This window comes from Actinosynnema sp. NPDC049800, assembly GCF_040656635.1.
GTDB lineage: Bacteria > Actinomycetota > Actinomycetes > Mycobacteriales > Pseudonocardiaceae > Actinosynnema.
On the sequence record NZ_JBFAMT010000007.1, the window covers coordinates 59,384 to 80,367 of the forward strand.

21 protein-coding genes are annotated in these 20,984 nt (G+C 73.4%); 6 read left to right on the forward strand and 15 right to left on the reverse strand.

Going from position 1 to position 20,984, the window contains the following annotated elements; genetic code table 11:
• Position 1 precedes the first annotated feature (1 nt).
• From fabG to AB0I91_RS11355, 11 genes are all read right to left on the reverse strand, one after another.
• A complete protein-coding gene (gene fabG, locus AB0I91_RS11305) occupies positions 2–736 on the reverse strand; it encodes a 3-oxoacyl-[acyl-carrier-protein] reductase (protein WP_498775969.1) in 735 nt (244 codons plus the stop codon).
• Positions 733–1,185, reverse strand: coding sequence for a 3-hydroxyacyl-ACP dehydratase FabZ family protein (locus AB0I91_RS11310; protein WP_498775967.1), 453 nt, complete (start codon positions 1,183–1,185; stop codon positions 733–735). Before AB0I91_RS11310 ends, fabG begins: the two co-directional genes overlap by 4 nt.
• Positions 1,182–1,469 (reverse strand): ApeI family dehydratase, encoded by a 288-nt coding sequence (locus AB0I91_RS11315; protein ID WP_498775964.1) that lies wholly within the window; start codon positions 1,467–1,469, stop codon positions 1,182–1,184. The genes AB0I91_RS11310 and AB0I91_RS11315 overlap by 4 nt, the downstream gene beginning before the upstream one ends.
• The gene (locus AB0I91_RS11320) at positions 1,466–2,500 is read right to left on the reverse strand and encodes a beta-ketoacyl synthase N-terminal-like domain-containing protein (RefSeq protein WP_498775959.1); all 1,035 of its coding nucleotides are present in this window, start codon (positions 2,498–2,500) and stop codon (positions 1,466–1,468) included. Before AB0I91_RS11320 ends, AB0I91_RS11315 begins: the two co-directional genes overlap by 4 nt.
• A complete protein-coding gene (locus AB0I91_RS11325; protein ID WP_498775957.1) occupies positions 2,497–3,459 on the reverse strand; it encodes an acyl-CoA thioesterase family protein in 963 nt (320 codons plus the stop codon). Before AB0I91_RS11325 ends, AB0I91_RS11320 begins: the two co-directional genes overlap by 4 nt.
• The gene (locus AB0I91_RS11330; protein WP_499636589.1) at positions 3,456–4,154 is read right to left on the reverse strand and encodes an alpha/beta fold hydrolase; all 699 of its coding nucleotides are present in this window, start codon (positions 4,152–4,154) and stop codon (positions 3,456–3,458) included. The genes AB0I91_RS11325 and AB0I91_RS11330 overlap by 4 nt, the downstream gene beginning before the upstream one ends.
• On the reverse strand, positions 4,154–5,386 hold the full coding sequence (locus tag AB0I91_RS11335) for a beta-ketoacyl-[acyl-carrier-protein] synthase family protein (RefSeq protein ID WP_498775952.1): 1,233 nt from the start codon (positions 5,384–5,386) through the stop codon (positions 4,154–4,156). Before AB0I91_RS11335 ends, AB0I91_RS11330 begins: the two co-directional genes overlap by 1 nt.
• A gap of 45 nt (positions 5,387–5,431) precedes the next feature.
• Positions 5,432–5,695, reverse strand: a complete 264-nt coding sequence (locus tag AB0I91_RS11340; protein ID WP_498775948.1) for an acyl carrier protein — start codon at positions 5,693–5,695, stop codon at positions 5,432–5,434.
• 100 nt (positions 5,696–5,795) lie between these two features.
• The gene (locus tag AB0I91_RS11345; protein ID WP_498775945.1) at positions 5,796–6,560 is read right to left on the reverse strand and encodes an AfsR/SARP family transcriptional regulator; all 765 of its coding nucleotides are present in this window, start codon (positions 6,558–6,560) and stop codon (positions 5,796–5,798) included.
• Positions 6,561–6,568: 8 nt separating this feature from the next.
• On the reverse strand, positions 6,569–7,276 hold the full coding sequence (locus tag AB0I91_RS11350) for an AfsR/SARP family transcriptional regulator (protein ID WP_498775943.1): 708 nt from the start codon (positions 7,274–7,276) through the stop codon (positions 6,569–6,571).
• A gap of 279 nt (positions 7,277–7,555) precedes the next feature.
• On the reverse strand, positions 7,556–7,963 hold the full coding sequence (locus tag AB0I91_RS11355; RefSeq protein WP_499612698.1) for a histone-like nucleoid-structuring protein Lsr2: 408 nt from the start codon (positions 7,961–7,963) through the stop codon (positions 7,556–7,558).
• 520 nt (positions 7,964–8,483) lie between these two features.
• Here AB0I91_RS11355 and AB0I91_RS11360 point away from each other — a divergent pair.
• Both AB0I91_RS11360 and AB0I91_RS11365 read left to right on the forward strand, forming a co-directional pair.
• The gene (locus tag AB0I91_RS11360; protein ID WP_498775939.1) at positions 8,484–10,172 is read left to right on the forward strand and encodes a DEAD/DEAH box helicase; all 1,689 of its coding nucleotides are present in this window, start codon (positions 8,484–8,486) and stop codon (positions 10,170–10,172) included.
• A 100-nt stretch (positions 10,173–10,272) separates the two neighbouring features.
• Positions 10,273–11,373, forward strand: coding sequence for an NAD(P)/FAD-dependent oxidoreductase (locus tag AB0I91_RS11365; protein WP_499636591.1), 1,101 nt, complete (start codon positions 10,273–10,275; stop codon positions 11,371–11,373).
• Here AB0I91_RS11365 and AB0I91_RS11370 read toward each other — a convergent pair.
• Positions 11,304–11,834 (reverse strand): MarR family winged helix-turn-helix transcriptional regulator, encoded by a 531-nt coding sequence (locus AB0I91_RS11370; protein WP_498775935.1) that lies wholly within the window; start codon positions 11,832–11,834, stop codon positions 11,304–11,306. The genes AB0I91_RS11365 and AB0I91_RS11370 overlap by 70 nt on opposite strands.
• Positions 11,835–11,890: 56 nt before the next feature.
• Here AB0I91_RS11370 and AB0I91_RS11375 point away from each other — a divergent pair, with 56 nt between their 5' ends.
• Entirely contained in the window at positions 11,891–12,790 is a 900-nt protein-coding gene (locus AB0I91_RS11375) for an LLM class flavin-dependent oxidoreductase (RefSeq protein ID WP_498775933.1), read from the forward strand.
• Here AB0I91_RS11375 and AB0I91_RS11380 read toward each other — a convergent pair.
• Positions 12,783–14,063 carry a carboxylesterase family protein gene (locus AB0I91_RS11380; protein ID WP_499636593.1) on the reverse strand — a complete coding sequence of 427 codons (1,281 nt, stop codon included), beginning with the start codon at positions 14,061–14,063 and terminating at the stop codon, positions 12,783–12,785. The genes AB0I91_RS11375 and AB0I91_RS11380 overlap by 8 nt on opposite strands.
• Before the next feature lie 19 nt (positions 14,064–14,082).
• On the opposite strand from AB0I91_RS11380, the gene AB0I91_RS11385 reads away from it, so the two are divergent.
• Positions 14,083–15,516, forward strand: a complete 1,434-nt coding sequence (locus AB0I91_RS11385; RefSeq protein WP_499612705.1) for a pyridoxal phosphate-dependent decarboxylase family protein — start codon at positions 14,083–14,085, stop codon at positions 15,514–15,516.
• On the opposite strand, the gene AB0I91_RS11390 is transcribed toward AB0I91_RS11385, so the two are convergent.
• Entirely contained in the window at positions 15,500–15,763 is a 264-nt protein-coding gene (locus tag AB0I91_RS11390; protein ID WP_499612707.1) for a hypothetical protein, read from the reverse strand. The genes AB0I91_RS11385 and AB0I91_RS11390 overlap by 17 nt on opposite strands.
• Positions 15,764–16,099: 336 nt before the next feature.
• Between AB0I91_RS11390 and AB0I91_RS11395 the strand changes: the two genes are divergently transcribed.
• Both AB0I91_RS11395 and AB0I91_RS11400 read left to right on the forward strand, forming a co-directional pair.
• Positions 16,100–17,044 (forward strand): P1 family peptidase, encoded by a 945-nt coding sequence (locus AB0I91_RS11395; protein WP_499636595.1) that lies wholly within the window; start codon positions 16,100–16,102, stop codon positions 17,042–17,044.
• An 11-nt stretch (positions 17,045–17,055) separates the two neighbouring features.
• On the forward strand, positions 17,056–17,625 hold the full coding sequence (locus AB0I91_RS11400) for a DUF4865 family protein (protein ID WP_499612711.1): 570 nt from the start codon (positions 17,056–17,058) through the stop codon (positions 17,623–17,625).
• Here the strand turns inward: AB0I91_RS11400 and AB0I91_RS11405 are convergent.
• The gene (locus AB0I91_RS11405; RefSeq protein ID WP_499636597.1) at positions 17,603–20,887 is read right to left on the reverse strand and encodes a hypothetical protein; all 3,285 of its coding nucleotides are present in this window, start codon (positions 20,885–20,887) and stop codon (positions 17,603–17,605) included. The genes AB0I91_RS11400 and AB0I91_RS11405 overlap by 23 nt on opposite strands.
• Positions 20,888–20,984 lie beyond the last annotated feature (97 nt).

A 20,984-nucleotide genomic window follows, 5' to 3' on the forward strand; every position in this document is an offset into this window, starting at 1 on the left:
GTCAGATCACCAACCCGCCGTCGACGCCGAACACCTGGCCCGTGACGTAGGAGGCCTGGTCCGACACCAGGAACGACACCAGGTCGGCCACCTCCTCGGGCCGGCCGAACCGCCCCAGCGGGATCTGCGCCGCCATCCGGGACGCGAAGTCCTCGCCCAGCCCGGCCACCATGTCGGTCTCGATGAACCCCGGCGCCACCGCGTTGACCCGGATGCCGTACTTGCCGACCTCCTTGGCCAACGCCTTGCTGAAGCCGATGATCCCGGCCTTGGACGCCGAGTAGTTCGTCTGCGTCGCGTTGCCGTGCACGCCGGCCACCGACGACAGCGTGACCACCGAGCCCGCCTTGCGCTTCATCATCGCGAACACCGCGGCCTTGGCCAGGTGGAACGTGCCGTCGAGGTTGACCCGCAGCACCCGCTGCCAGTCCTCCTCCTTCAGCAGCACCAACGGGTTGTCGCGCACGATCCCCGCGCACGACACCACCGCGTGCAACGGTCCCAACGACCGCTCGGCGTCCTTGACGAACCGGTCCACCTCGCGCTTCTCGGCCACGTCCACCTGCGCGGTGAACACGGCCGCGCCCGCGGCGAGCGCCTCCTTCTCCACCACCTCGGCGGCGTCGCGGTTCGACTGGTAGCAGAACGCCACGTCGAACCCGTCCCGCGCGAGCCGGGCCACCACCTGGTGCCCGATGCCCCGCGACCCGCCGGTCACCAGCGCCACGCGCCTCATGCCAGTTCCTCCGCCCTGCGCCGTGCCATCGTGAACGAGCCGATCTCCAGCACCTTGCGCCCGGCCACCAGGCTGTGTCCCGCGAGGATCGCCGCGTCGGCCACCTCCCGGACCAGCCGGACGTGGTGCTCCACCACGTCGCCGGGCACCACGTCGCCGTGCACGACGACGTCGCGGATGCCGCTGATCAGCTCGACCTTGTCCGCCCGGACGTCCGGGTTCGGGTGCTCCCACCGGGTCAGCAGCACCGCGGACTGCGCCCACGACTCCATCAGCAGCCCCAGCGGGTACGCGTCCTCGACGTCGGCGCCGGCGTAACAGGGCTCGCGCCCGCTGACCGCCTTCACCGTCACGATGCTGCTGCCGGGGTCCACTTCGGACACCCGGTCCACCAGCAGCACCGGGAACCGGTGCGGGATGATCCGCCGGATGCCGGCCAGGCCCGTCACGTCGCCACCAGCCGCAGCTTGAACTCCGCCACCGTGCCCGCGCCGGTGGACACCTTCGCCGCGCACCGCACGTGGTCCTCCTCGGCGGTCAGCTCGGTCGAGACGGTCAGCTCGTCGCCGGGGAACACCGGCCGCACGAACTTCGCCCGGTCCAGCGCGACCACGCGGTGGCCGGGCAGCGCGGCCCGCACGTGGTCGAGCACGAACAGCCCCGGCAGGATCGGGAAGCCCGGGTAGTGCCCGGCGAACACGGGGTCCGCCGGGTCCACGCGCACCGTGCTCACGGCAGGTCCAGCACGACGCAGCCGACCGTGCCGTCCCGCTCGACGCCGGTCACCAGCGCGGCGCCCGACCGGCCGGCCGCGATCGCCGCCGCGAGCTGGAAGCTCGCCACCGCCGCCGACGTGTCGCCCACCAGCGGCACGCACCGCAACCACTCGGGCGTGCGGCCCAGCGCCTGCACCACGGCGGGCTCCTCGGCGCCGTCGGTGGACACGAGCACCACGTCCGCCGGGTCCAGGGCCGCCTCCGCCAGCGCCGCGCGCACGCACTCGCGCAACGCCTCCGCCGCCCCGCCGGGCTCGAAGAACCCGCGGAACCGGGTGGTCACGACGCGGGCCAGCACCGGCCGCCCGGCCGTGGCCGACTCGCGCTCCAGCAGGAACACCGCGCCGCCCTCGCCGAGCGGACCGGCCGTGCCCTCGCTGCCGCGCCACTCCAGCCACGCCCGCTGCTCGGAGTACTCCTCGGCGGCGCCGACCAGCACCCGGTCCGCGTGCCCGCCGCGCAGCAGCCGTGCCGCGTAGCTCAACGCCAGCAGCCCGGTCAGCGCGCCGCCCGCGATGGTGGTGTTGGGACCCTTGATCTTGTGCCAGATGGCGCTCTGCCCGGCCGCGCGGTTCATCACCGTGTTGGGGAACAGCGCCGGGTCGACGTGGTAGGGCTTCTCGCCGGTGAGGCCGTCACGCGTGAAGTCCATGATGGACTGCACGCTGCCGGAACCGGTGCCCAGCACGACACCCACGCGTTCGGGCTGCTCCAGCAACGCCGGGCCGCACTCCTCCAGCAGCCGGCCGACCGTGCTGACGGCCAGCGCCGTGACCCGGTCCATGGTCCGGGTGCCCTTCTTGCCCAACGCGCCGGCCGCGCTGAAGTCCGGCACCAGCGCCGCCTGCTCGAACGGGCCGCCGGGCGCGGGGGCGAGCGCCGGGACGCCCGCCCGCACACCGCCCGTGAACGCCTCCGCGCCCATCCCGAACGGGGACACCGCCGACCACGCCGAGATGACCAGGCCGTCCACCAGGGAAGCCGTCACGACGCACCGCGCCCGCTGAGCGACCCGGCCTTGCCGGTGATGGCGCCGACGAGGCGGTCGTCGAAGTCGACCAGGCTCCAGTCCTTGCGGTTCTCGATCACGGCCCAGCCGTGGGTGATGCGACCGGTCGCGGTCGGCACCAGCACGCCGTCGCGCAGCACGTAGCAGTCCATCCGGGCGGTGAAGGTGTAGCGCTTGAAGACCTCCTCCACGGTGAACACCGTGTAGAGCGTCTCCTCCATGTTCGCCTCGCCGAGGAAGGTGATCCGCGACTTCGGCACGACGGGGATCCAGTTCTGCTCGTCCAGCAGCGTCTTGATCGACGCGCCGCGGTCCTGCACGAACAGGTCCAGCACCTCCTCCATCTGGCGGAGGTAGCCCGACATCTGCACGCGTTCGGTGAAGTGGCAGTAGAAGTACGGGATCCGCCACGCCCAGGCGAACGCGTTCTTGCCCGCCGTGAGCAGGTCCAGCGGGTCGGCGTCGCCGACCTCGACCGGCTCGACCGCGCCGATCTTGTCCAGCACGGCGGCCCGGGGCGCGCCGATCTCGTCGACCACGTGCGGCCGCAGCTCGTCGGGCACGGGCTCGGCGTCGAAGCCGTGCGGGTCGAGCCGGAACGACACCGACACCTTCGACTTGACCGCCTTCACCGTCTTGCCGTCCCGCTCCACGGTGAGCTCCACGACCACCTGCAGCGGCCCGTCGCCGTCGACCCGCTCGACCGTCGCCCGCGCGAGGTCGTCGATGTGGAACGCGGTGAGGATCTTGGTGTCGAGGTCGGTGATGTCGGTGCACAGCCCGAACCGCTCGTACAGCGCGCCGGCCGGGAACCCGCTCTGCCGCAGGTGGTCCAGCACCGCTTCCTCGACCATGTAGTTGACGTGCTTGAACCCGATCCAGGTGCAGATGTTCGAGCCCTCGTAGCGGGGCCGCAGCGAGACGGTCGTGGTGGTCACGTCAGCTCCAGGTGTTCGTCGACGACGTCGCGGACCAGGGCCGCGAGGCGGTCGGGTTGTTCGATCATCGGGAAGTGGCCGCACCCGTCCAGCGGCTCGAACCGGCCGCGGGGCAGGGCCTTGGCCAGGGCGCGGCCGTCGTCGGGGCGGGCGGCGATGTCGTCCACGCCGCTCACCACGAGCACCGGCGCGTCGACCCGGGACAGGTCCAGGAACGGGGTGCGCAGGTAGGTCTGGAACCACCGCGTCCAGCCGTACGGGCCGACCTGGTCGCGCAACGCCCTGGCCAGCCACTCGCGCTTGGCCTCGGGGAAGCGGGCGGTCTCGCCGACGCGCAGCGCCTCGGTGAACGTGCGGTGGAAGTCGTTGAGGTAGTAGGAGATCGTGGGCCAGTCGAAGTCCGCGGGCTCCGGCCGGTAGAACGGGCACACCAGCACCGTGGGCCGCGGCGGCACGCGGCCGTCGGCGTAGCACTCCAGCAGCAGGTTCGCGCCGAACGAGTGCGCCACCACGACGTCGTGCGCGGCCGACACCGCGTCGACCACGAGCCGACCGGGGTCCGGCTCGTGGCTCCACGCCGGGTCGGCCATCCCGTGCCACGGCAGCTCCGGCGTGACGGCGGTGACCGGCAGGTCGAGCGCGTCCCACACCGCCGCCTTGCCCGCCAAGCCGTGCAGGAACAGCACCTCGACCATCAGACCGCGTCCCGGTACCGGCCCAGGATCAGCACCGAGTTGTTGCCCGCGAACGCCAGCGCGTTGTTCTGCACCACGTTCAGCGTGGCCGGCCGCGCCTGGTTGGGCACGCAGTCCAGCCCCACCTCGGGGTCGGTCTCGCGGTGGTTGATGGTGGGCGGGATGAAGCCCTCGGTGATCGCCAGCGCGCACGCCGCCGACGCCAGCGCCGACGCCGCGCCCATCGAGTGGCCGAGCATCGACTTGATCGACACGGTCGGCGGCGGCGCGTCGAACACCTGCCGGATCGCGCCGGACTCGGTGACGTCGTTGGCCTTGGTGCCGGTGCCGTGCGCGGAGATGAAGTCGACGTCCTCGGGCTTGACGCCCGCGTTGCGGTGCGCGAGCTCGATGCACCGGGCCAGGCTGTCCCGGTCCGGCGCCACGGGGTGGTTGGCGTCGCAGTTGAGGCCGTAGCCCAGCACCTCGGCGTAGATCCGGGCGCCGCGGGCCAGCGCGGACTCCAGCGACTCCAGCACCAGGATGCCGCCGCCCTCGCCGGTGAGGATGCCCTTGCGGTCCTTGTCGAACGGCGCGCACACCTCCGGCGCGATCGTGCCGAGCCGGTAGAAGCCGGTGAACGTCTTGCGGCACACCGCGTCCGCGCCGCCGACCAGCGCGACGTCCACCTCGCCCTCGCGGATGGCGTCGAAGCCGTTGCCGATGGCGTAGTTGCCCGCCGCGCACGCGGTCGGGATGGTCACCGCCTCCACGTCGGTCAACGCCAGCTCGCGCACGATGCTGGACGACAGGCGACCGGCCGTGGAGCGCCGCGCGACGACCGGGCTCCACGACTCGGGGCCGTGCTCGAGCTGCTGCGCCACGAGGTTGTCCAGGTCGCGCGACTCGGCGTCGGTCGTGCCGACGGACACCAGGGCCCGCTTGCCGCGCAGCTCCTCCACCGTGAGGCCCGCGTCGCCCACGGCCATGCGCGCCGCGGCGGCGGAGAACTGCCCGGCCCGGCCGAGCTCGTCGGGGTCCACCCGGGTGAGCCACGCGGCCGGGTCGAAGTCGGTGACCTCGGCGCCGTTGGCGTGGCTGAAACCGGTGGTGTCGAACGAGGTGATCGGCGTGATCCCGCTGCGACCCTCGCGCAGGCCGGCCAGGAACTCGGTGACGCCGATGCCGATGCTGGTGACCACGCCGAGACCCGTGATCACCACCCGGCGCGGCTGCCGCACTCCGTCGTGCATCGTGCCCTCCAAGTCCGGTGCCGGACCGCTCGACGGGTGAGGTGGCTACTTGGCGGCCTGGGCTTCGGCGACGACCGCGATGACGCCGTCGAGGTTGACCATCCGGGTCAGCTCGGCCTGGTCGATCTCCACGCCGAACGTGCGCTCCAACGCCGAGAGGATCTCGATGGCGCCGAGCGAGTCGGCGTCGTGGTCCTCCTTGAAAAGGCTCGTGTCGGTCATCTCCGCGGCGTCGATCTCGAGGATCTCCGACACGATCTCCTTGATCTTCGCCTTGCCGTCCGCGTCGATCCGCACCGAACTGGTCACTGGGCACCTCCGGGAACACGGGTTTCTGCCTACCGGTTCCCACCCTGCTTTTCGGGGCTATATCCGGCCTATGCGGCGGGCTATACGGCTCCCGCCCGCGCTACACCGCCACCCGGCGCGGCGACGCCAGCACGGGGTCCGCGGTGAGGATCGCCAGGTGCACCTCGCGCAGCAGCGAGCCCGGGTCGATGCCCAGCTCGTCGGCGAGCATGCGCCGGCCCTCCTCGTACAGCACGAGCGCGTCGGCCTGCCGGTCGCAGCGGTAGAACGTGGTCATGAGCTGGGCGCGGAACCGCTCCTGCAACGGGTGCTGGTGCACGAGCCTGGTCAGCTCGGGCAGCAGCTGGGCGTGCCGGCCCAGCGCGAGGTCGGCCTCGATGCGGCTGGCCAGCGCGGCGATCCGCGCCTCCTCCAACCGCGGCGCCTCGGCGTCCGCCAGGTGCTCCGACACCCCCGTCAACGCGGGACCGCGCCACAGCCGCAACGCCGCGCGCAGCAGCCGCGCCGCCTCCTCGTAGTGGCCGGCGGCGAGCGCGGACTGGCCCCGCGCCGCCTGCTCCTCGAACTCCCGCAGGTCGAACGCGCAGTCGGTGAGCCGCACCTCGTAGCCGCGGGAACGGCGGGTGATGCCGACCTCCCGGCGCAGCGTCTTGCGCAGGCGCGAGACGTAGGTGTAGATCTGCGCGTTGAACGTGGCGGGCGGGTGGTCGCCCCACAGGAAATCGCTCATCTGGGTGTCGGAGACAGCGCCGTTGTCGGCGAGCAGCAACGCCGTGAGGACGGTGCGCGGTTTCGACCCGTCCAGCGGCACCTCCTGCCCGTCGTGGTGCGCCTCGACCGGCCCCAAGACCCGGAACTCCAGCACTTCGCCTCCTACAGCAGTACCTGGTCGTGGACGAGGATCGCCTGGTAGAGCCGTCGCATCGCGCGGCCGGGCTCCAACCCGAGCTCGCTCGCCAGGCGCCTGCGCGTGTGGTGGAAGACGTCCAGCGCCTCCGTCTGCCTGCCGTTGCGGTACAGCGCGACCATCAGCTGCTCGCTGAACCGCTCCCGCTCCGGGTACTCGGCGGCGAGCTGCTTGAGCTCGGACACGACGCCGCGGTCCTCGCCGTTGGCGAGCTTGGCGGCGATGAGGTCCTCGCGGGCGCTGAGCCTGCGCTCGTCGAGCCGGGCGGCCTCGATGCGGAACCGCAGGCCGTCGCTCACGTCGAACAGCGCCGGTCCGTGCCACAGCCGCAACGCGCGTTCCAGCAGGTCGATCGCCTCGCCGGGCCGTTGCGGCACGAGGGCCGAGCCGCGGTCGGCCAGGTCGCGGAACAGCTGCGCGTCGACCGCCGCGCCCGGCAGGTCGAGCACGTAGCCGCTGCTCACCGTGCGGACCAGGCAGTCGCCCGGCACGTCGGCGAACTGCTCCAGCAGTTTGCGCAGCCGCACCACATTCGCCTGGAGCGCGTTGCGCGCGTTTCCCATCTGTTTACCGGCCCACAATTCCTCGACCAGCTGGTCGAACGGAACGGGGGCGCCCGGTGAAAGCGCCAGCAACGCGAGCAGGGTGCGCACCTGACGAGCGGCCACACCCATCCGACGATCCTCACGTGCGAGGGCGACAGCACCGAGAATCTGCACCCGCATGGTCACGACCCCCAGTCTCTAGACGGCGCAGAGCGCGCGGTAGCCGGCCATCCAACCTCGAAATCGGCCGACTAAAGCGTTTGACATGTTGCCGAGCCCGTCACGATGGGGGAAATATCATTTGAACCACTGGGACCGTGCCGCGGCGGTATGCCGCCGATCGGGGCAGCACCGGACTCCGGCTGCTGCTTCCGGACTCGACGAACTTGGGCCCGACGGCGGTCACGGTCACGGCGCGTCACGACCACCTAGCCGCTTCGGGTGATCGGCGACTCCCCGCGACCCGTCCGCGCGCCGTCGGCCGCTGTGCGCGTGCTCGTAGGCCTCCAGCACGATCTCCGAGAGCCTGCCGCGGTCGGAGATCCGGTAGCCGTGCTCGCGCGCCCACTGCCGCACGACCTGCGCCAGGTGGGCATCGGCGCTGCGTACCGGTGCCGGAGCGGTGCCGGGGACCCGCCGCGCGGCACGCACGAACCGGTCCAGGACGGCACGCAGTCTGGCCGCGTTCGCGGCGCCGAGGCGGATCTCGAACCACACCCCGTCCAGGCCGAACGAGACCGGCCGGACGTCGTGCCCGGAATGCCCGTCCAAGTCGTCCACCGCCACGCGCACCACTTCCCACTGGTCGGAACTCACGCTGGGTATCGATCTCGCGGCACGCTACCGGTGAGTTGACCATGAAGGGGATGCCGATCGCCAAGTATAGGAGAGGTATAGCGGGCGGCCCCAGTGTGACCTCCGGGTGAATCCCCGGTCCCGACCGTGACGATCGGCCGCACCGGTGTTACCCCGAGCGGCGGCCACGCCTCACCCGACTCCGCTTCCCGAAAAGCCTCGGACGTCCGCGCGCGACGCGATTCCCGCAGATTCCCGTATTCCCGACACTTCGGCCGACGCTCGACAACCGGCCGTCAACCGTCAATTTCGGACAATCCCCGGAGTCGACCGCCGATACGCCCGTGTGGTGCGTTCGACCCTTGACGGCGTGACTTCACCGCCGACTCCCCGACCCCCGGGCCACGCGATGAGCACGAGCCCGGGACCCGATCCGGACGGGCGCGACGCGATTCGCGGTGACTGCGGAATCCCGGACCCGACCGCGGCGCGCGACCCCCCTCACCGAGCGGTTCAGGGGCGATCAGCGAGACTTGAGGGCATGAACGACGAGCCCGACGACCGGACCAGCTTCGCCGACCTCGGGTTGCGCCCCGAACTGCTCCGGGCGCTGTCCGGCCTCGGCTACGAGGAGCCCACCCCCATCCAACGCGAGGCCATCCCGCCGCTGACCGCCGGCCGCGACCTGCTCGGCCAGGCCGCCACCGGCACCGGCAAGACGGCCGCGTTCGCGCTGCCCGTGCTGGAGCGCATGGCGGGCGGCGAGCGCGAGCGACGGGCGCCGTTCGCGCTCGTGCTGGTGCCGACGCGGGAACTGGCGGTGCAGGTCTCCGAGGCGGTGCACCGGTACGGCCGTGAGCTGGGCGCGCGGGTGCTGCCCATCTACGGCGGCCAGCCCATCGGGCGGCAGCTGCGGGTGCTGGAGCAGGGCGTCGACGTCGTGGTGGCCACGCCGGGCCGCGCGGTCGACCACCTCAACCGGGGCACGCTGAAGCTGGAGCACCTCGAAGTCGTCGTGCTCGACGAGGCCGACGAGATGCTCGACATGGGCTTCGCCGAGGACCTGGACACGATCCTGGCCGAGACGCCGTCGGAGCGGCAGACCGTGCTGTTCTCCGCGACCATGCCCGGCCGCATCGACCGCCTGGCCCGCACGCACCTGTCCGACCCGGTGCGCATCACCATCGGCCGCGAGCAGGCGGAGCCCGGCGAGGCGCCGAAGGTGCGCCAGAGCGCGTACGTCGTGCCGCGCGCGCACAAGCCCGCCGCCCTGGGCCGGGTGCTGGACGTCGAGGCGCCGACCGCGGCGATCGTGTTCTGCCGCACGCGCGACGAGGTCGACCAGCTCACCGAGACGCTGAACGGGCGCGGCTACCGGGCCGAGTCGCTGCACGGCGGCATCAGCCAGGAGCAGCGCGACCGCGTGATGACGCGGCTGCGCAACGGCACGGCCGACCTGCTCGTGGCCACCGACGTGGCGGCACGGGGGCTGGACATCGAGCAGCTGACGCACGTCGTGAACTACAACGTGCCGTCCGCGCCGGAGTCCTACGTGCACCGCATCGGCCGGATCGGGCGGGCGGGCCGCGAGGGCGTGGCGATCACCCTGGCCGAGCCGCGCGAGCACGGCATGCTCAAGACCATCGAGCGCGTCACCAAGCAGCGCATCCACATGGAGAAGGTCCCGACGATCGCGGACCTGCGGGCGCGCAGGCTGGAGCTGACCCGCGCCGCGCTGCACGAGAGCCTGCTGGAGGACGACCTGGAGAGCTTCCGGGTCGTGGTGGAGACGCTGACCGACCAGTTCGACGTCATGGAGGTGGCGCTGGCGGCGGTGAAGCTCGCGCACGAGGCCACCGGCGCGGCGGCGGACGAGGAGGAGATCCCGGAGTACGTGCCGCGGTCCGGGCCGTCCGGTGACCGCCGCGGGCGCGAGGGCGGCGGCGAACGCCGTGAGCCGCGCCGGCCGCGCCGCCCGTCCGCGGGCATGACCAGGCTGTTCGTCGGCGCGGGCCGCAGCTCGGGCATCCGGCCGCAGGACCTGGTGGGCGCGATCGCGGGTGAGGCGCGCCTCAACGGCCGCGACATCGGCGCGATCGAGATCGCCGACCGGTTCTCGCTGGTGGAGGTGCCGGACTCGGCCGCGCAGCAGGTCATCGCCTCGTTGCGGGGCGCGACCATCAAGGGCCGCAAGGTCACCGTGCGGCGGGAGCGCGACGACCCGCGCTGACACCGCCACCCGGGACGATCCTCACCGCGATTTGTCAGTTCGTCCTACGAACTAGTATGGTTCGTAGGACGAACTACTGATCGCTGGGGAGTGTGCCGAGATGAGTCGTGTTGTCGTGGTCGTCGGCGGCGGGTACGGGGGCGCCGCGGTCGCCAAGGCGTTGGACGAGGACGCCGACGTGGTCCTGGTGGAGCCGAAGGACGCGTTCGTCCACGCCGCCGGATCGCTGCGGGCGCTGGTGGAGCCGGACTGGGCGGGCAACATCTTCTTCCCGTACGACGGCCTGCTCGCGCGGGGTCGGGTCGTCCGCGACCGGGCCGCGTCGGTCGACCCGGGCGGTGTCACGCTGGCCTCCGGCGAGCGGATCGCCGCGGACTACGTCGTGCTGGCCACCGGGTCGGACTACCCGTACCCGGCGAAGACGGACACCGAGTCGTCCACCGAGGCGTTGGACCGGCTGCTGGCCACCCACAAGGAGCTCGCCGACGCGCCGCGCGTGCTGATCGTCGGCGCGGGCCCGGTCGGCCTGGAGCTGTCCGGCGAGATCAAGGCGGTGTGGCCGGACAAGCGGGTGACCGTCGTCGACCCGGCCGAGCGGCTGGTGCCCGGGTTCGAGCCCGAGCTGCGCGACGAGCTGCACCGGCAGCTCGACGCGATCGGCGTGGAGCTGCGGCTGGGCACGGCGCTGACCGCGGCGCCGCCGACGGAACCGGCGCGGGCCGGGACGTTCACCGTCGGCACGACCGACGGCGAGCTCACCGCCGACATCTGGTTCCGCTGCCACGGCGCGCGCGTCAACGGCGGCTTCCTGGACGACGCGCTGGCCGCCGCGCGGACGCCGCAGGGCCGGGTCAGGGTGACCGAAACGCTCAACGTCGAGGGCTACGCGCACGTGTACGCGGTCGGCGACATCACCGACCTGGACGAGGCGAAGATGGCCGGGTACGCGATGCAGCACGCCGAGGTGGTGGCGAAGAACATCGCGGCCCAGGTGCGCGGCGAGCGGCCCACGGCCACCTACCGCCCGTCCCCCGTGCCGTCGATCCTGCTGCCGCTGGGCCCGAAGGGCGGTGTGGGGCAGTTCCCGACCCCGGACGGCACGACGCTCCTGTCGCCGGAGGACGTCGCCCGCTACAAGGGGGCCGACCTGTTCACCGGGCGGTTCGTCGAGCTGTTCGGCGTCGACCCCGCCACCCGTTGACCCTGCTCGTTCAACACCATGAACACCGGCGGCACCTCGTTGTCCCGCACCAGTCGGGACAGGAGGTCCGCGAGGGTCTCGCGCTCGGCGTCGGGCAGGCCCGAGGGCAGCCGCTCGATCCGGCGGCACGTCTCGGCGTAGAACTCGTCGGCGAGCCGGCTGCCCTCGGGCGTCAGCTCGACCCGGACCGCGCGGTTGTCGTGGGCGTCCGCCTCGCGGCGGACCAGGCCGCGCCGCGCGGTCCGGTCGACCAGACCGCTCAGGCTCGACTTGGCCAGGCCGAGCACCTCGCCCAGCTCGCCCATGCCGTAGGACCGGGGCATCAGCACGCAGAGCAACTGCCCCTGCTGCTGGGTCAGGCCGTACTCCCGGGCCGAGTCGGCGTACACCGCGTCCACCAGGAACGTGGCGCGCACCAGCGCGGTGACGATGCCCATCTGCTCACCCTCGGCCTTGGCCATGGGATCACGATACTCGTTCGCACCGCGAACCAACTACCGGGAAGGACATCACCTCGATGTCGCCACGCAAGCCGTTGTTCGGGATCGGCATCAGCACCGCCGTCGGCCGGGCCGCGGAAACCCTCCGGCACGCGGTCGCGGCCGACCGCGCGGGCCTGGACCTCGTCACCGCGTCCGACCACCCGTACTTCGGCGACCGGCTCGACGCCTACGCCCTCATGGGCACGGTGCTCGGCCGGACCACGGGCGTCACGGGGTTGGTGAGCGTGACCAACCTGCCGAGCCGGCCGGCGCCGGTGCTCGCCCGCACGGTGACGTCGCTGTCCGCGTTGTCGGGTGGCCGGATCGTGCTCGGCATGGGCGCGGGCGGGCTGTGGGACGACATCGCCAGGTTGGGTGTCGGACGGCTGACGCCCGGTGCGGCCATCCGCGCCTTCGAGGAGGCGATCACGCTGGTCCGGGCGTTGTCCGGCGGTGGCGAGCCGGTGACGTTCGACGGCGAGTTCTACCAGGTCACCGCGTTGCAGCCGGCGCCGGTGCCCGCCGCGCCGGTGTGGACGGGCTCGGTCGGGCCGAAGTCGTTGGCGGTCACCGGCAAGCTCGCCGACGGCTGGATCCCCGGGCACGCGGCGGACTGGCTCAGCGAGCGGTACCGGACGTCCCGGCCCGTGGTCGACGAGGCGGCCAGGGCCGCCGGCCGGGATCCGCGCGACGTCGCCACCGTCTACAACCTGCCGGGCGTGATCACGTCCACGCCGCTCGCCGCGACCCGTGACGGGGACGGCCGGTGGGTCGGCGGCTCGGTCGGGCAGTGGGTCGAGGAGCTGACCGGCGCGGTCCTGGAGCACGACGCCGCCGGTTTCGTCTACTTCCCGGTGAAGGAGCCGGTGACCGACGTGGCGCTCGGGACGTGGGCCAACGAGATCGCGCCCGCCGTGCGGGAGGCCGTCAGGTGACCGGCTGCACGGGGTGGTCGACGGGCGCGGAGAGGTCCACGCCGCGCCACGGCTCGCGCCGGGCCTCGACGTCGTCGCCCCAGTGCCGGACACCGGTCCAGCCGGGGTCGCCGGTGGCGCAGAAGTCGACCCACGCCCGGAGCATCCGCCGGGAGAGCGCGCGCTCGGCGTCACCCGCGCGGCCACCGATGAGGAAGTCCGCGCCGTCGAGGTTGCCGAACGAGAACGGCACGTCCGCGGTGTGCCAGGCGGGCGGCCGGGTGAACCGCGCGAGGAACGCCCGGCCGTGCGCCTCGGCCAGCCTGGTGGTGGGTTCGGCGAAGACGAAGTCGCCCGCGAGCCGCACGTGCGCGTCCTCGAAGTGCTCGTACGCGGCCACGACGTGGTCGGGGATGCCCCAGGCGCGGCCGAACGCCCGCAGGTCCGCCGGCGGCCGGAACGTGCCCACCGCCTCGAACAGCGCGTACTCGACGTCGGTGTGGCACAGCAGGGCGTCGGTCGCCGCGGGCAGCGCGGGCAGCGCGTCGGCGACCGAACCGAACAGCACCGGGTCGTGGCTCAACGGCCCGGTGCGCTGCGCGGCGGCCAGGGCGTCGGCCGACGCGACCGTCGACTCCGGCGTGCCGGTGTCGACCCACTCCGCGACCCGGCGCGCGAACCCCGGCGTGTAGACCCGGTTCGGCACGCTGTGCGCGATGACCCGCCGCACCGGCTCCCACGCCGCCAGGAACAACGCCGACGCGGCGCCCGCGGACTGCCCGCCGACGGTGATGTTGTCGCGATCGCCGCCGAACACCGCGATGTTCTCCCGCACCCACCGCAGCGCGGCCCGCTGGTCGAGCAGCCCCCGGTTGGCCGGCTGCCCCTCCACGTGCCCGAAACCCTCGAACCCGAGCCGGTAGTTGCACGTCACCACGACCAGGCCGGCGCGGGCCAGCTCCGCGCCGTCGTAGTCGGGCTGGGCCGACGAGCCGAACGTGTAAGCCCCACCGTGCACGTAGAACAGCACCGGCCAGGGCCCGTCCGATGTGGAGGGCGTCCAGACGTTGAGGGTCAGCACGTCCTCGTCGCCCGGCCGCCACACCGGCGCGCCGGGCAACCGCGCGGACTGCGGCGCGATCGGCCCGAACTCCAGGCAGTCGCCCGCGAAGTCGGTCGGCACGGGTGCGGCGAACCGGCGGGCCCCGAACGGCGGCTCGGCGTACCGGATGCCGAGGAACGCGTCCACTCCGGCGTCGACCGCCCGACCTCGAAACCGCCCACGTCGTGTCATCAGCGCCTACTCTGCCATGATGGGTGATCCGCTGAACGCACGAGAGGACGCCGCCGAGGCGTTGGGGATGGTGGCGCGGGCCGCCGGGACGTACCTCGACGCGCTGCCGCACCTGCCGGTGCGCGACGCCACGCACGCCCACCTGATCAAGGACCTCGACGGGCCGTTGCCGGAGGCCGGTGACGGGACCATCGCCGCCGTCGCGGACCTGCTGCGGATCGGGACGCGGGCCGCCACTCACTCGTCCGGGCCCCGGTTCTTCCACTTCGTGGTCGGTGGCGCGACGCCGGCCGCGCAGGCCGCGGACTGGGTGACGTCGCTGCTGGACCAGGCCGGTGGCCTGTGGCCCGCCTCGCCGCTGGCCGCGCACGCCGAGACGGTGGTGCTGCGGTGGTTGAAGGAGCTGTTCGGGCTGCCCCCGTCGCACGGCGGCGTGCTCACGCCGAGCGCGACGTTCGCGAACCTGACCGGGCTGGCGTGCGCGCGGTACTGGTGGGCGCGGCAGCACGGGGTGGACGTGACCGCGGACGGCCTGGTGGGCCTGCCGCGGCTGCCGGTGTTCTCCAGCGGGTACGTGCACCCGAGCAGCCGCAAGGCACTTCAGATGCTGGGGCTGGGCCGGGACTCGGTGCGGACGCTGACCCGTGACGACGCGGGCCGGCTCGACGTCGACGCCCTGGACCGCGAACTGGCGTCGTCGGGGCCCGCGGTGCTGATCGGCAACGCGGGTGAGGTCAACGGCGGCGACTTCGACCCGTTGGACGAGATGGCCGACCTGGCCGAGCGGCACGGGGCGTGGCTGCACGTGGACGGCGCGTTCGGCCTGTTCGCCGCCCTCTCACCCCGGACGGCCGACTTGGTGCGCGGCGTGGAGCGTGCCGACTCGGTGGCCGCGGACGGCCACAAGTGGCTCAACGTGCCGTACGAGAGCGGGATGGCGTTCGTGCGGGACCGGGCGCTGCTGGGGCACGCGTTCGGCGCCTGGAACGCCCCGTACCTGCCGGAGCCGGACGACGAGTCCGTGAACTACAACAACCTGGGCCCGGAGTCCTCCCGCCGCGCCCGCGCGTTCCCGATCTGGGCGACGCTGCGCGCCTACGGCCGGGACGGCCACCGGGCCATGGTCGAACGCCACCAGGACCTGGCGCTGCGCCTGGGCCGCCGCATCGGGGAAGCGCCGGACCTGGAGCTGCTGGCCCCGATCACCCTCTTCATCGTCTGCTTCCGCTACCGCCCACCGGGCGTGCCCGACGAAGCCCTCGACGACCTGAACCGCAGGCTGGGCGAGGCCCTGATCGAGGACGGCCGCGTCTACGCGGGCACCACGGTCTACCGGGGCGTGGTCGCCCTGCGCCCGGCGATCGTGAACTGGCGGACCACGGAGGAGGACGTCGACCTGCTGGCCTCCGTGGTCCGCGAACTGGGCGCCCGCCTGCTCACCGCCGAAGCCTGACGACCACCCCGATCACGGCGGCAAGGGCTTGGAGTTGTCCTCGGCAAGCCGGCAGGCGCATGTCTTCCGCACGTACGCGACCGACAAACGCCTTGAACGGCTTCCGCTCCAGATCGGAAGCCGGGAAGTCCTCCACCTCGGCGACCAGCGCGGGGTCGCGCCTCGGCGGCTCGACCTCCTCCCCGCCGCACGCCACGCACAACGACAACACGAGTGCCGCCACCACGGTCGACCGCAGCGGGAACATCAGGCGCCCCCTCGCCGGGCGAGCTGAAGCCTCAGTCCATCAGCCGCGCCACTCGGATCAACGCGAGTCCGGGCCCGACTCGGGACCGAGGTAGATCTCGCTGCCGTCCGAACGCCGAGCTCTGGTGTACCCGCCGGTCGGCGCGAATCACGAAACGCATGTCCGCCTCACAGATTGTCGCTGAAGTGCTCGTGCACGCCGCCGACCGTCAAGGCGCTTCGGGCACGCTACCGGTCATCACGGGTCCCGCCGGTAGGCACGTCCGAGGTGAGCCCCACACGTCACCGCCACCACCGCGGCGGACTCGACGTCGAGCCGCGCCGTACCATCGGAGGCGTGCGGAACTCGATCACCGAGGTGGCCGGCGTGCTGGTCGGGCACGCCACGCGGATCGGTGACGGCGCGTTGACCGGCTCCACGGCCGTGCTGTTCCCACCCGGCACGCTGTCCACTGTGGACGTTCGCGGTGGTGCGCCGGCGACCCGGGACACCGCCGCGCTCGACCCCCGCCACGGCGGCCGGGAGGTGCGCGGCGTGCTGTTGACCGGCGGGAGCGCGTACGGGCTCGCGGCGGCCGACGGCGCGGCCCGCGAGCTGGGGTCGTTCGTGCCCGCCGCCGCGCTGTTCGACCTCGGCCGCGGCGGTGACTTCCACGCCCGGCCGGGGCCCGCCGAGGGCGCGGAGGCCGTGCGGGACGCGGGCGTGGAGTTCGCCCAGGGCAACGTCGGCGCGGGCACGGGCGCGCTCAACGCCACGATGAGAGGCGGCCTGGGCACGGCGAGCGCCACGCTGCCCGGCGGCGTGGTCGTGGGCGCGGTGGCCGTCCTCAACGCGGTGGGCCCGTCGGTCGACCTCGACACCGGCCTGCCGTTCGCCGCGCACCTCGGCCTGCCCGGCGAGTTCCCCGCCTACCAGGGCGACGACCTCGACGCGGCCCGGACCACCGGGCACCCCCAGCCGTTCAACACCGTCATCGGCGTGATCGCCACGAACGCCCGCCTGCCGCACCTGTTCGCCCTGGCCAACGCCGCGCAGGACGGGCTCGCGACCGCCGTCCGCCCGGCGCACGGCCTCACCGACGGCGACACGGTCTTCGCCGCCACGACCGGGACCCACGACGCGGCCGACCCCCACGAGGTGCTCGCCGCCGCACGGCGGGTGTTCGCCCGCGCGCTGGTCCACGGCCTGCTCCGAGCCGAGTCCGCCACCACCTCCTGGGGCCGGCTCGCGGCCTACCGCGAGCTGTACCCGCGCACCGCAGCCGAGTACCGGGGGAACTGACCATGCACGCGATGCACTACGAGATCACCCTGCCCGCCGACTACGACATGGACGTCATCCGCACCCGGGTCGCCACCAAGGGCTCCGCGCTGGACGCCTTCCCCGGCCTGGGCCTCAAGGCCTACTGCGTGCGGGAACGCGGTGTCGACGGCTCGCCGGTCAACCAGTACGCGCCGTTCTACCTGTGGCGCACCGCCGAGGGCATGAACAGCTTCCTGTGGGGACCGGGTTTCCGGGGCCTGAGCGCCGACTTCGGCCGCCCCGTCGTGCAGCACTGGACGGGCCTCGCCTTCGAACGCGGCGCCGCCGAAACCCCGGCCGCCGCCACCAAGCGCACCTGGCGGCTGCCCGCCGACGCCGACGCGGCCGAGGCCGTCGACCAGGCGCTCGACCGGGTCGACGGGCTCAAGGACCACCCCGACCTGCACAGCACCGCGCTGGCGGTCGACACCCGGAACTGGGAGCTGGTGCACTTCAGCCTCTGGCGCACGGCACCCGACACCGACGGCGAGGTGCGCTTCCGGGTGCTGCACCTGTCCCGGCCCGAGCTGGAGGACCTCAGCGCGGGCCGCCACTGGTAGGCCGCGACCGGCCCGTCCCGGGGTTGCGGGCGCGGTCGCCGTAGGGCACGGCGACGTAGCCGACGAGGTCGAGCACGCCGCCGCTGGTGCGGTCCAGCTCGCGGGCGAAGGCGAGGATGTCGGGGTCGGCGCGGTCCATCAGCCACGCCAGCAGCACGACCACGACGTCGGCGAGCAGACCGACCTGGAACGGCATGTCCTCCCGCCGGCCCGCGGTCACCGCGCTGGCGAAGTCGGTCATGCCGCGTTCGGTCAGCTCCAGCGGACCGGTCTCGATCGCCCGCTTCATCGAGTCGACCACCAGCGGCACGACCGACGCCCACACCTCGCGCGGCGCGACCTCGCAGATCAGGCCGCCGCTCAGGGCCGCGGTCCACAGCGCCTCCGGGTCGCCCGCCCGGACGGCGCCGACGGCCAGGTGCGGCAGCAGTTCCGCGCCGCGCTCCCACGCGCCGGTCGCGACGAGCTTCTCCACCGCGTGCCGGTAGTGCTCCAACGCCTTGCCGTGCTCGCCGCGCGCGGTCAGCACGCCGCCCAGGTCGTCGTGGAACGACGCCACCTCGGCCGCCGCGCCGACCTGCTCGGCCCGGGCCAGGCCGACGGCGGCGTAGTGCTGCGCGGTCTCCAGGTCGCCCCGGTCGCGGTGGCACGCGCCGAGCCGGCGCAGCGCGGCCAGCTCCCGCCGGTCGTCGCCCAGGTCCCGGAAGAGCTCCACGGCGCGCGACCCGGCCTCGATCGCCTCGGCGAGGTCGCCGCGGTCGCGGCGCCGGTCGCACTCGGCGAGCGTGAACTCGGCCTCCCGGACGCGGTCGCCCAGCTCCCCGGCCAGGTCGCGGCCCTCGACGGCGTACCGGAGGGCGGTCTCGGGATCGGCGTCGCCGAGCTCGTCGAGCACGGTGATCGACTCGAGCCGCCCGGGCCCGTCCTCCCGCACCCGGTGCTCCTCGTACGCCAGCCGCGCCGCCTGTCCGGCTTCGTCGGTTCTGCCTTCGCGCATCAGCAGCCTCGCCATTCGCAGCAGGACGTCCGCTCGGTCGCGGCACGCGTCGCCCAGGCCCACACACCGTTCGAAGTCCGCGAGCGCGGCCCCGTATTCCCCGCGCCGCTCGGAGCGGGCGCCGGTGAGCTCGAACCTGGTCGCCCAGAGGGCTTCGAGCTCGTCCTCGGGCAGGTCGAGCCCGGTCAGCAGGGCGTCGACCCGGTCGACGAGGACGGCGGCCCGCTCCTCGTCGTCCTCCAGCCCCAGCTCGGCCAGCAGCACGTCGGCGTAGGCCGGGGTGTCGGTCGCGTCGCCGGTGTCGGCGACCTCGCGCAACGCCGTGAGCTCCCGGCGCAGCACGGGTGCGAGCGGGCCGGCCCGGTCGCGCGCGGCGGCGGCCAGCAGCTCGCACCCCGTCAACGCGGCCTCGGCGGCGGTGGTGGACCGGTCGCGCCACTCGTCCAGCCGGCCGTTGACCGTGCCGACGTACAGGTAGGACCGCTCGATGCCGCCCGGCGTGCCGGTGTTGACGATGGCCCGCGCGGCCGGCGTCTCCTCGGCGGTGAGCCGCCGCACGACGGTGCGGGCGAACCCGGCGGCGAGGTTCGGCGGGATGGTCCACAGGGTCCCGATGTAGCCGCGGGCGCCGGCGCGGACGAACTCGCGGCCCAGCCCCGTCCACGACCGGCACGAGTTGTTGAACACGATCGGCCGGTGCCGCAGCGCCACCGGGATGTCGTCGTCCGGCAGCGCCTGCCCGCCCAGCGCGATCGCGTCGTCGGCGTCGTGGCAGTTGAAGAACACCAGCTCGACCGGCAGGTCCACGACCAGGTCGCGCAGCACGTCCGGCGAGGCGTCCTGCTCGGACAGCACGATGGGGTGGGTGTGGGGCCGGAGAGCAGTCCCCGGCGCCGCGGTCCGGTGTTCGGCTCCGCCGGGGGTGAACGCACCGGCGTCGACCACGACGCTGAACGCGCCGGGCTCGCGCGCCACGCCCGCGCGGTGCAGCTCGGTGAGCACGACCAGCGCCGGGTCGGCCACCACGTGCCCGATCGGCTTGCGCGCCCAGTTCACGTCCTCGGTGTGCACGAACGAGTAGGGCAGCCCGGCGGTGAACGCGGTCAGCGCCCGGTCGCCGACCTCCGCGACCGCGTCGGCGGGCACCTGCGCGGTGACCGCGGCCTCGACCGCCGCGTACGGGTCGTGCCCGCCGCTGGACAGGTACCGCCACAGCGCCTCGACGAAGCCGATGCCCTTGACCGCGTCGCCGATCGCGCCCGCGGCCGCGGTGACCCGCTCCTGCTCCTCGGCCACCACCGCGCCCACCAGGGCCAGGTCGGGCTCGGGCACGATCACCAGCCGGGCGCCGCGGTGGTGCGCGTAGACGGCGGCCATCAGGCCGTCGGCCTCGCCGGCGCGGTCGATCAGCACGGCCTCGTCGGCGTCGTCCGGGTTGTGCTCGGCGAACGGCACGGGCGGCGCGTCCTCGTCCACGCGCAGCGCCGCGCCCGTGCGCAGGGCGGTGAACAGGGCGGCGACGAAGTCGGCGTCCGGCGCCACGTCGAGCGTGCGTTCGGGCTCGCCGCCGCCGCGCAGCAGCTCCCAGGCCTTCGCGGTCAGCCCGACGGGCTCCTCGCACGGCAGGTGCAGGCGTTCGGGCAGCGCGCCGAACAGCTCCTCGTCCGGTTCGTCGAGGAACACCGCGCGGCGCACGCCCGTGGCGTCGAGCAGGTGGGCCAGCAGCCGGTCGTGCCGGTGCGACGACGGGTGCCCGGGTCTCAGCGCGACGACGGGCGTGACGCGGTCCGCGGGCAGGCACGACACCACGACCGCGGCCTCCCGCAGCTGGTCCGGGCGGCACACCACGACCGTGTCGCCGACCTCGAACACGGGCTCGCTGGTCACCGTGACGTCCAGGTCGGACTCGCCCGCGGGCAGCCGCACGCACACGCCGCCGTCCACGACCTCGCACGGCTGCGAGCCGGACACCAGCAGCGTCACCGAGTCCGGCAGCGCGAACGACACCCCGTCGGCGGTCTCGGTGGCGGGCGCGTCCACGGCGAGCCGCCACCGCGCGGGCGCGGGCAGGTCGAACCGCTGCCGAAGCACCGCGCGCTCGTGCCCGTCCCGGGTCTGCTCGACCAGCAGGTCGCGCGCGCCCGCCTCGGCGGTCAGCTCCTCGGCGGCGTCGACGGGCGGTTTGCGGTGCGCGTCGAGCAGGACGGCACGCAGCAGCCCCGCTTCGAAGCGGAAGCGGATGCCGTGCGGGGCACCGAGGTCCACTGGCTCACGACCCTTGCAAGCGAGGAGGTCCACCGTGTCGGAGGTGGCGGGCAGGAAACTACGCCACCTTCAGGCCCGACCTGTAGCAGATCTGCCG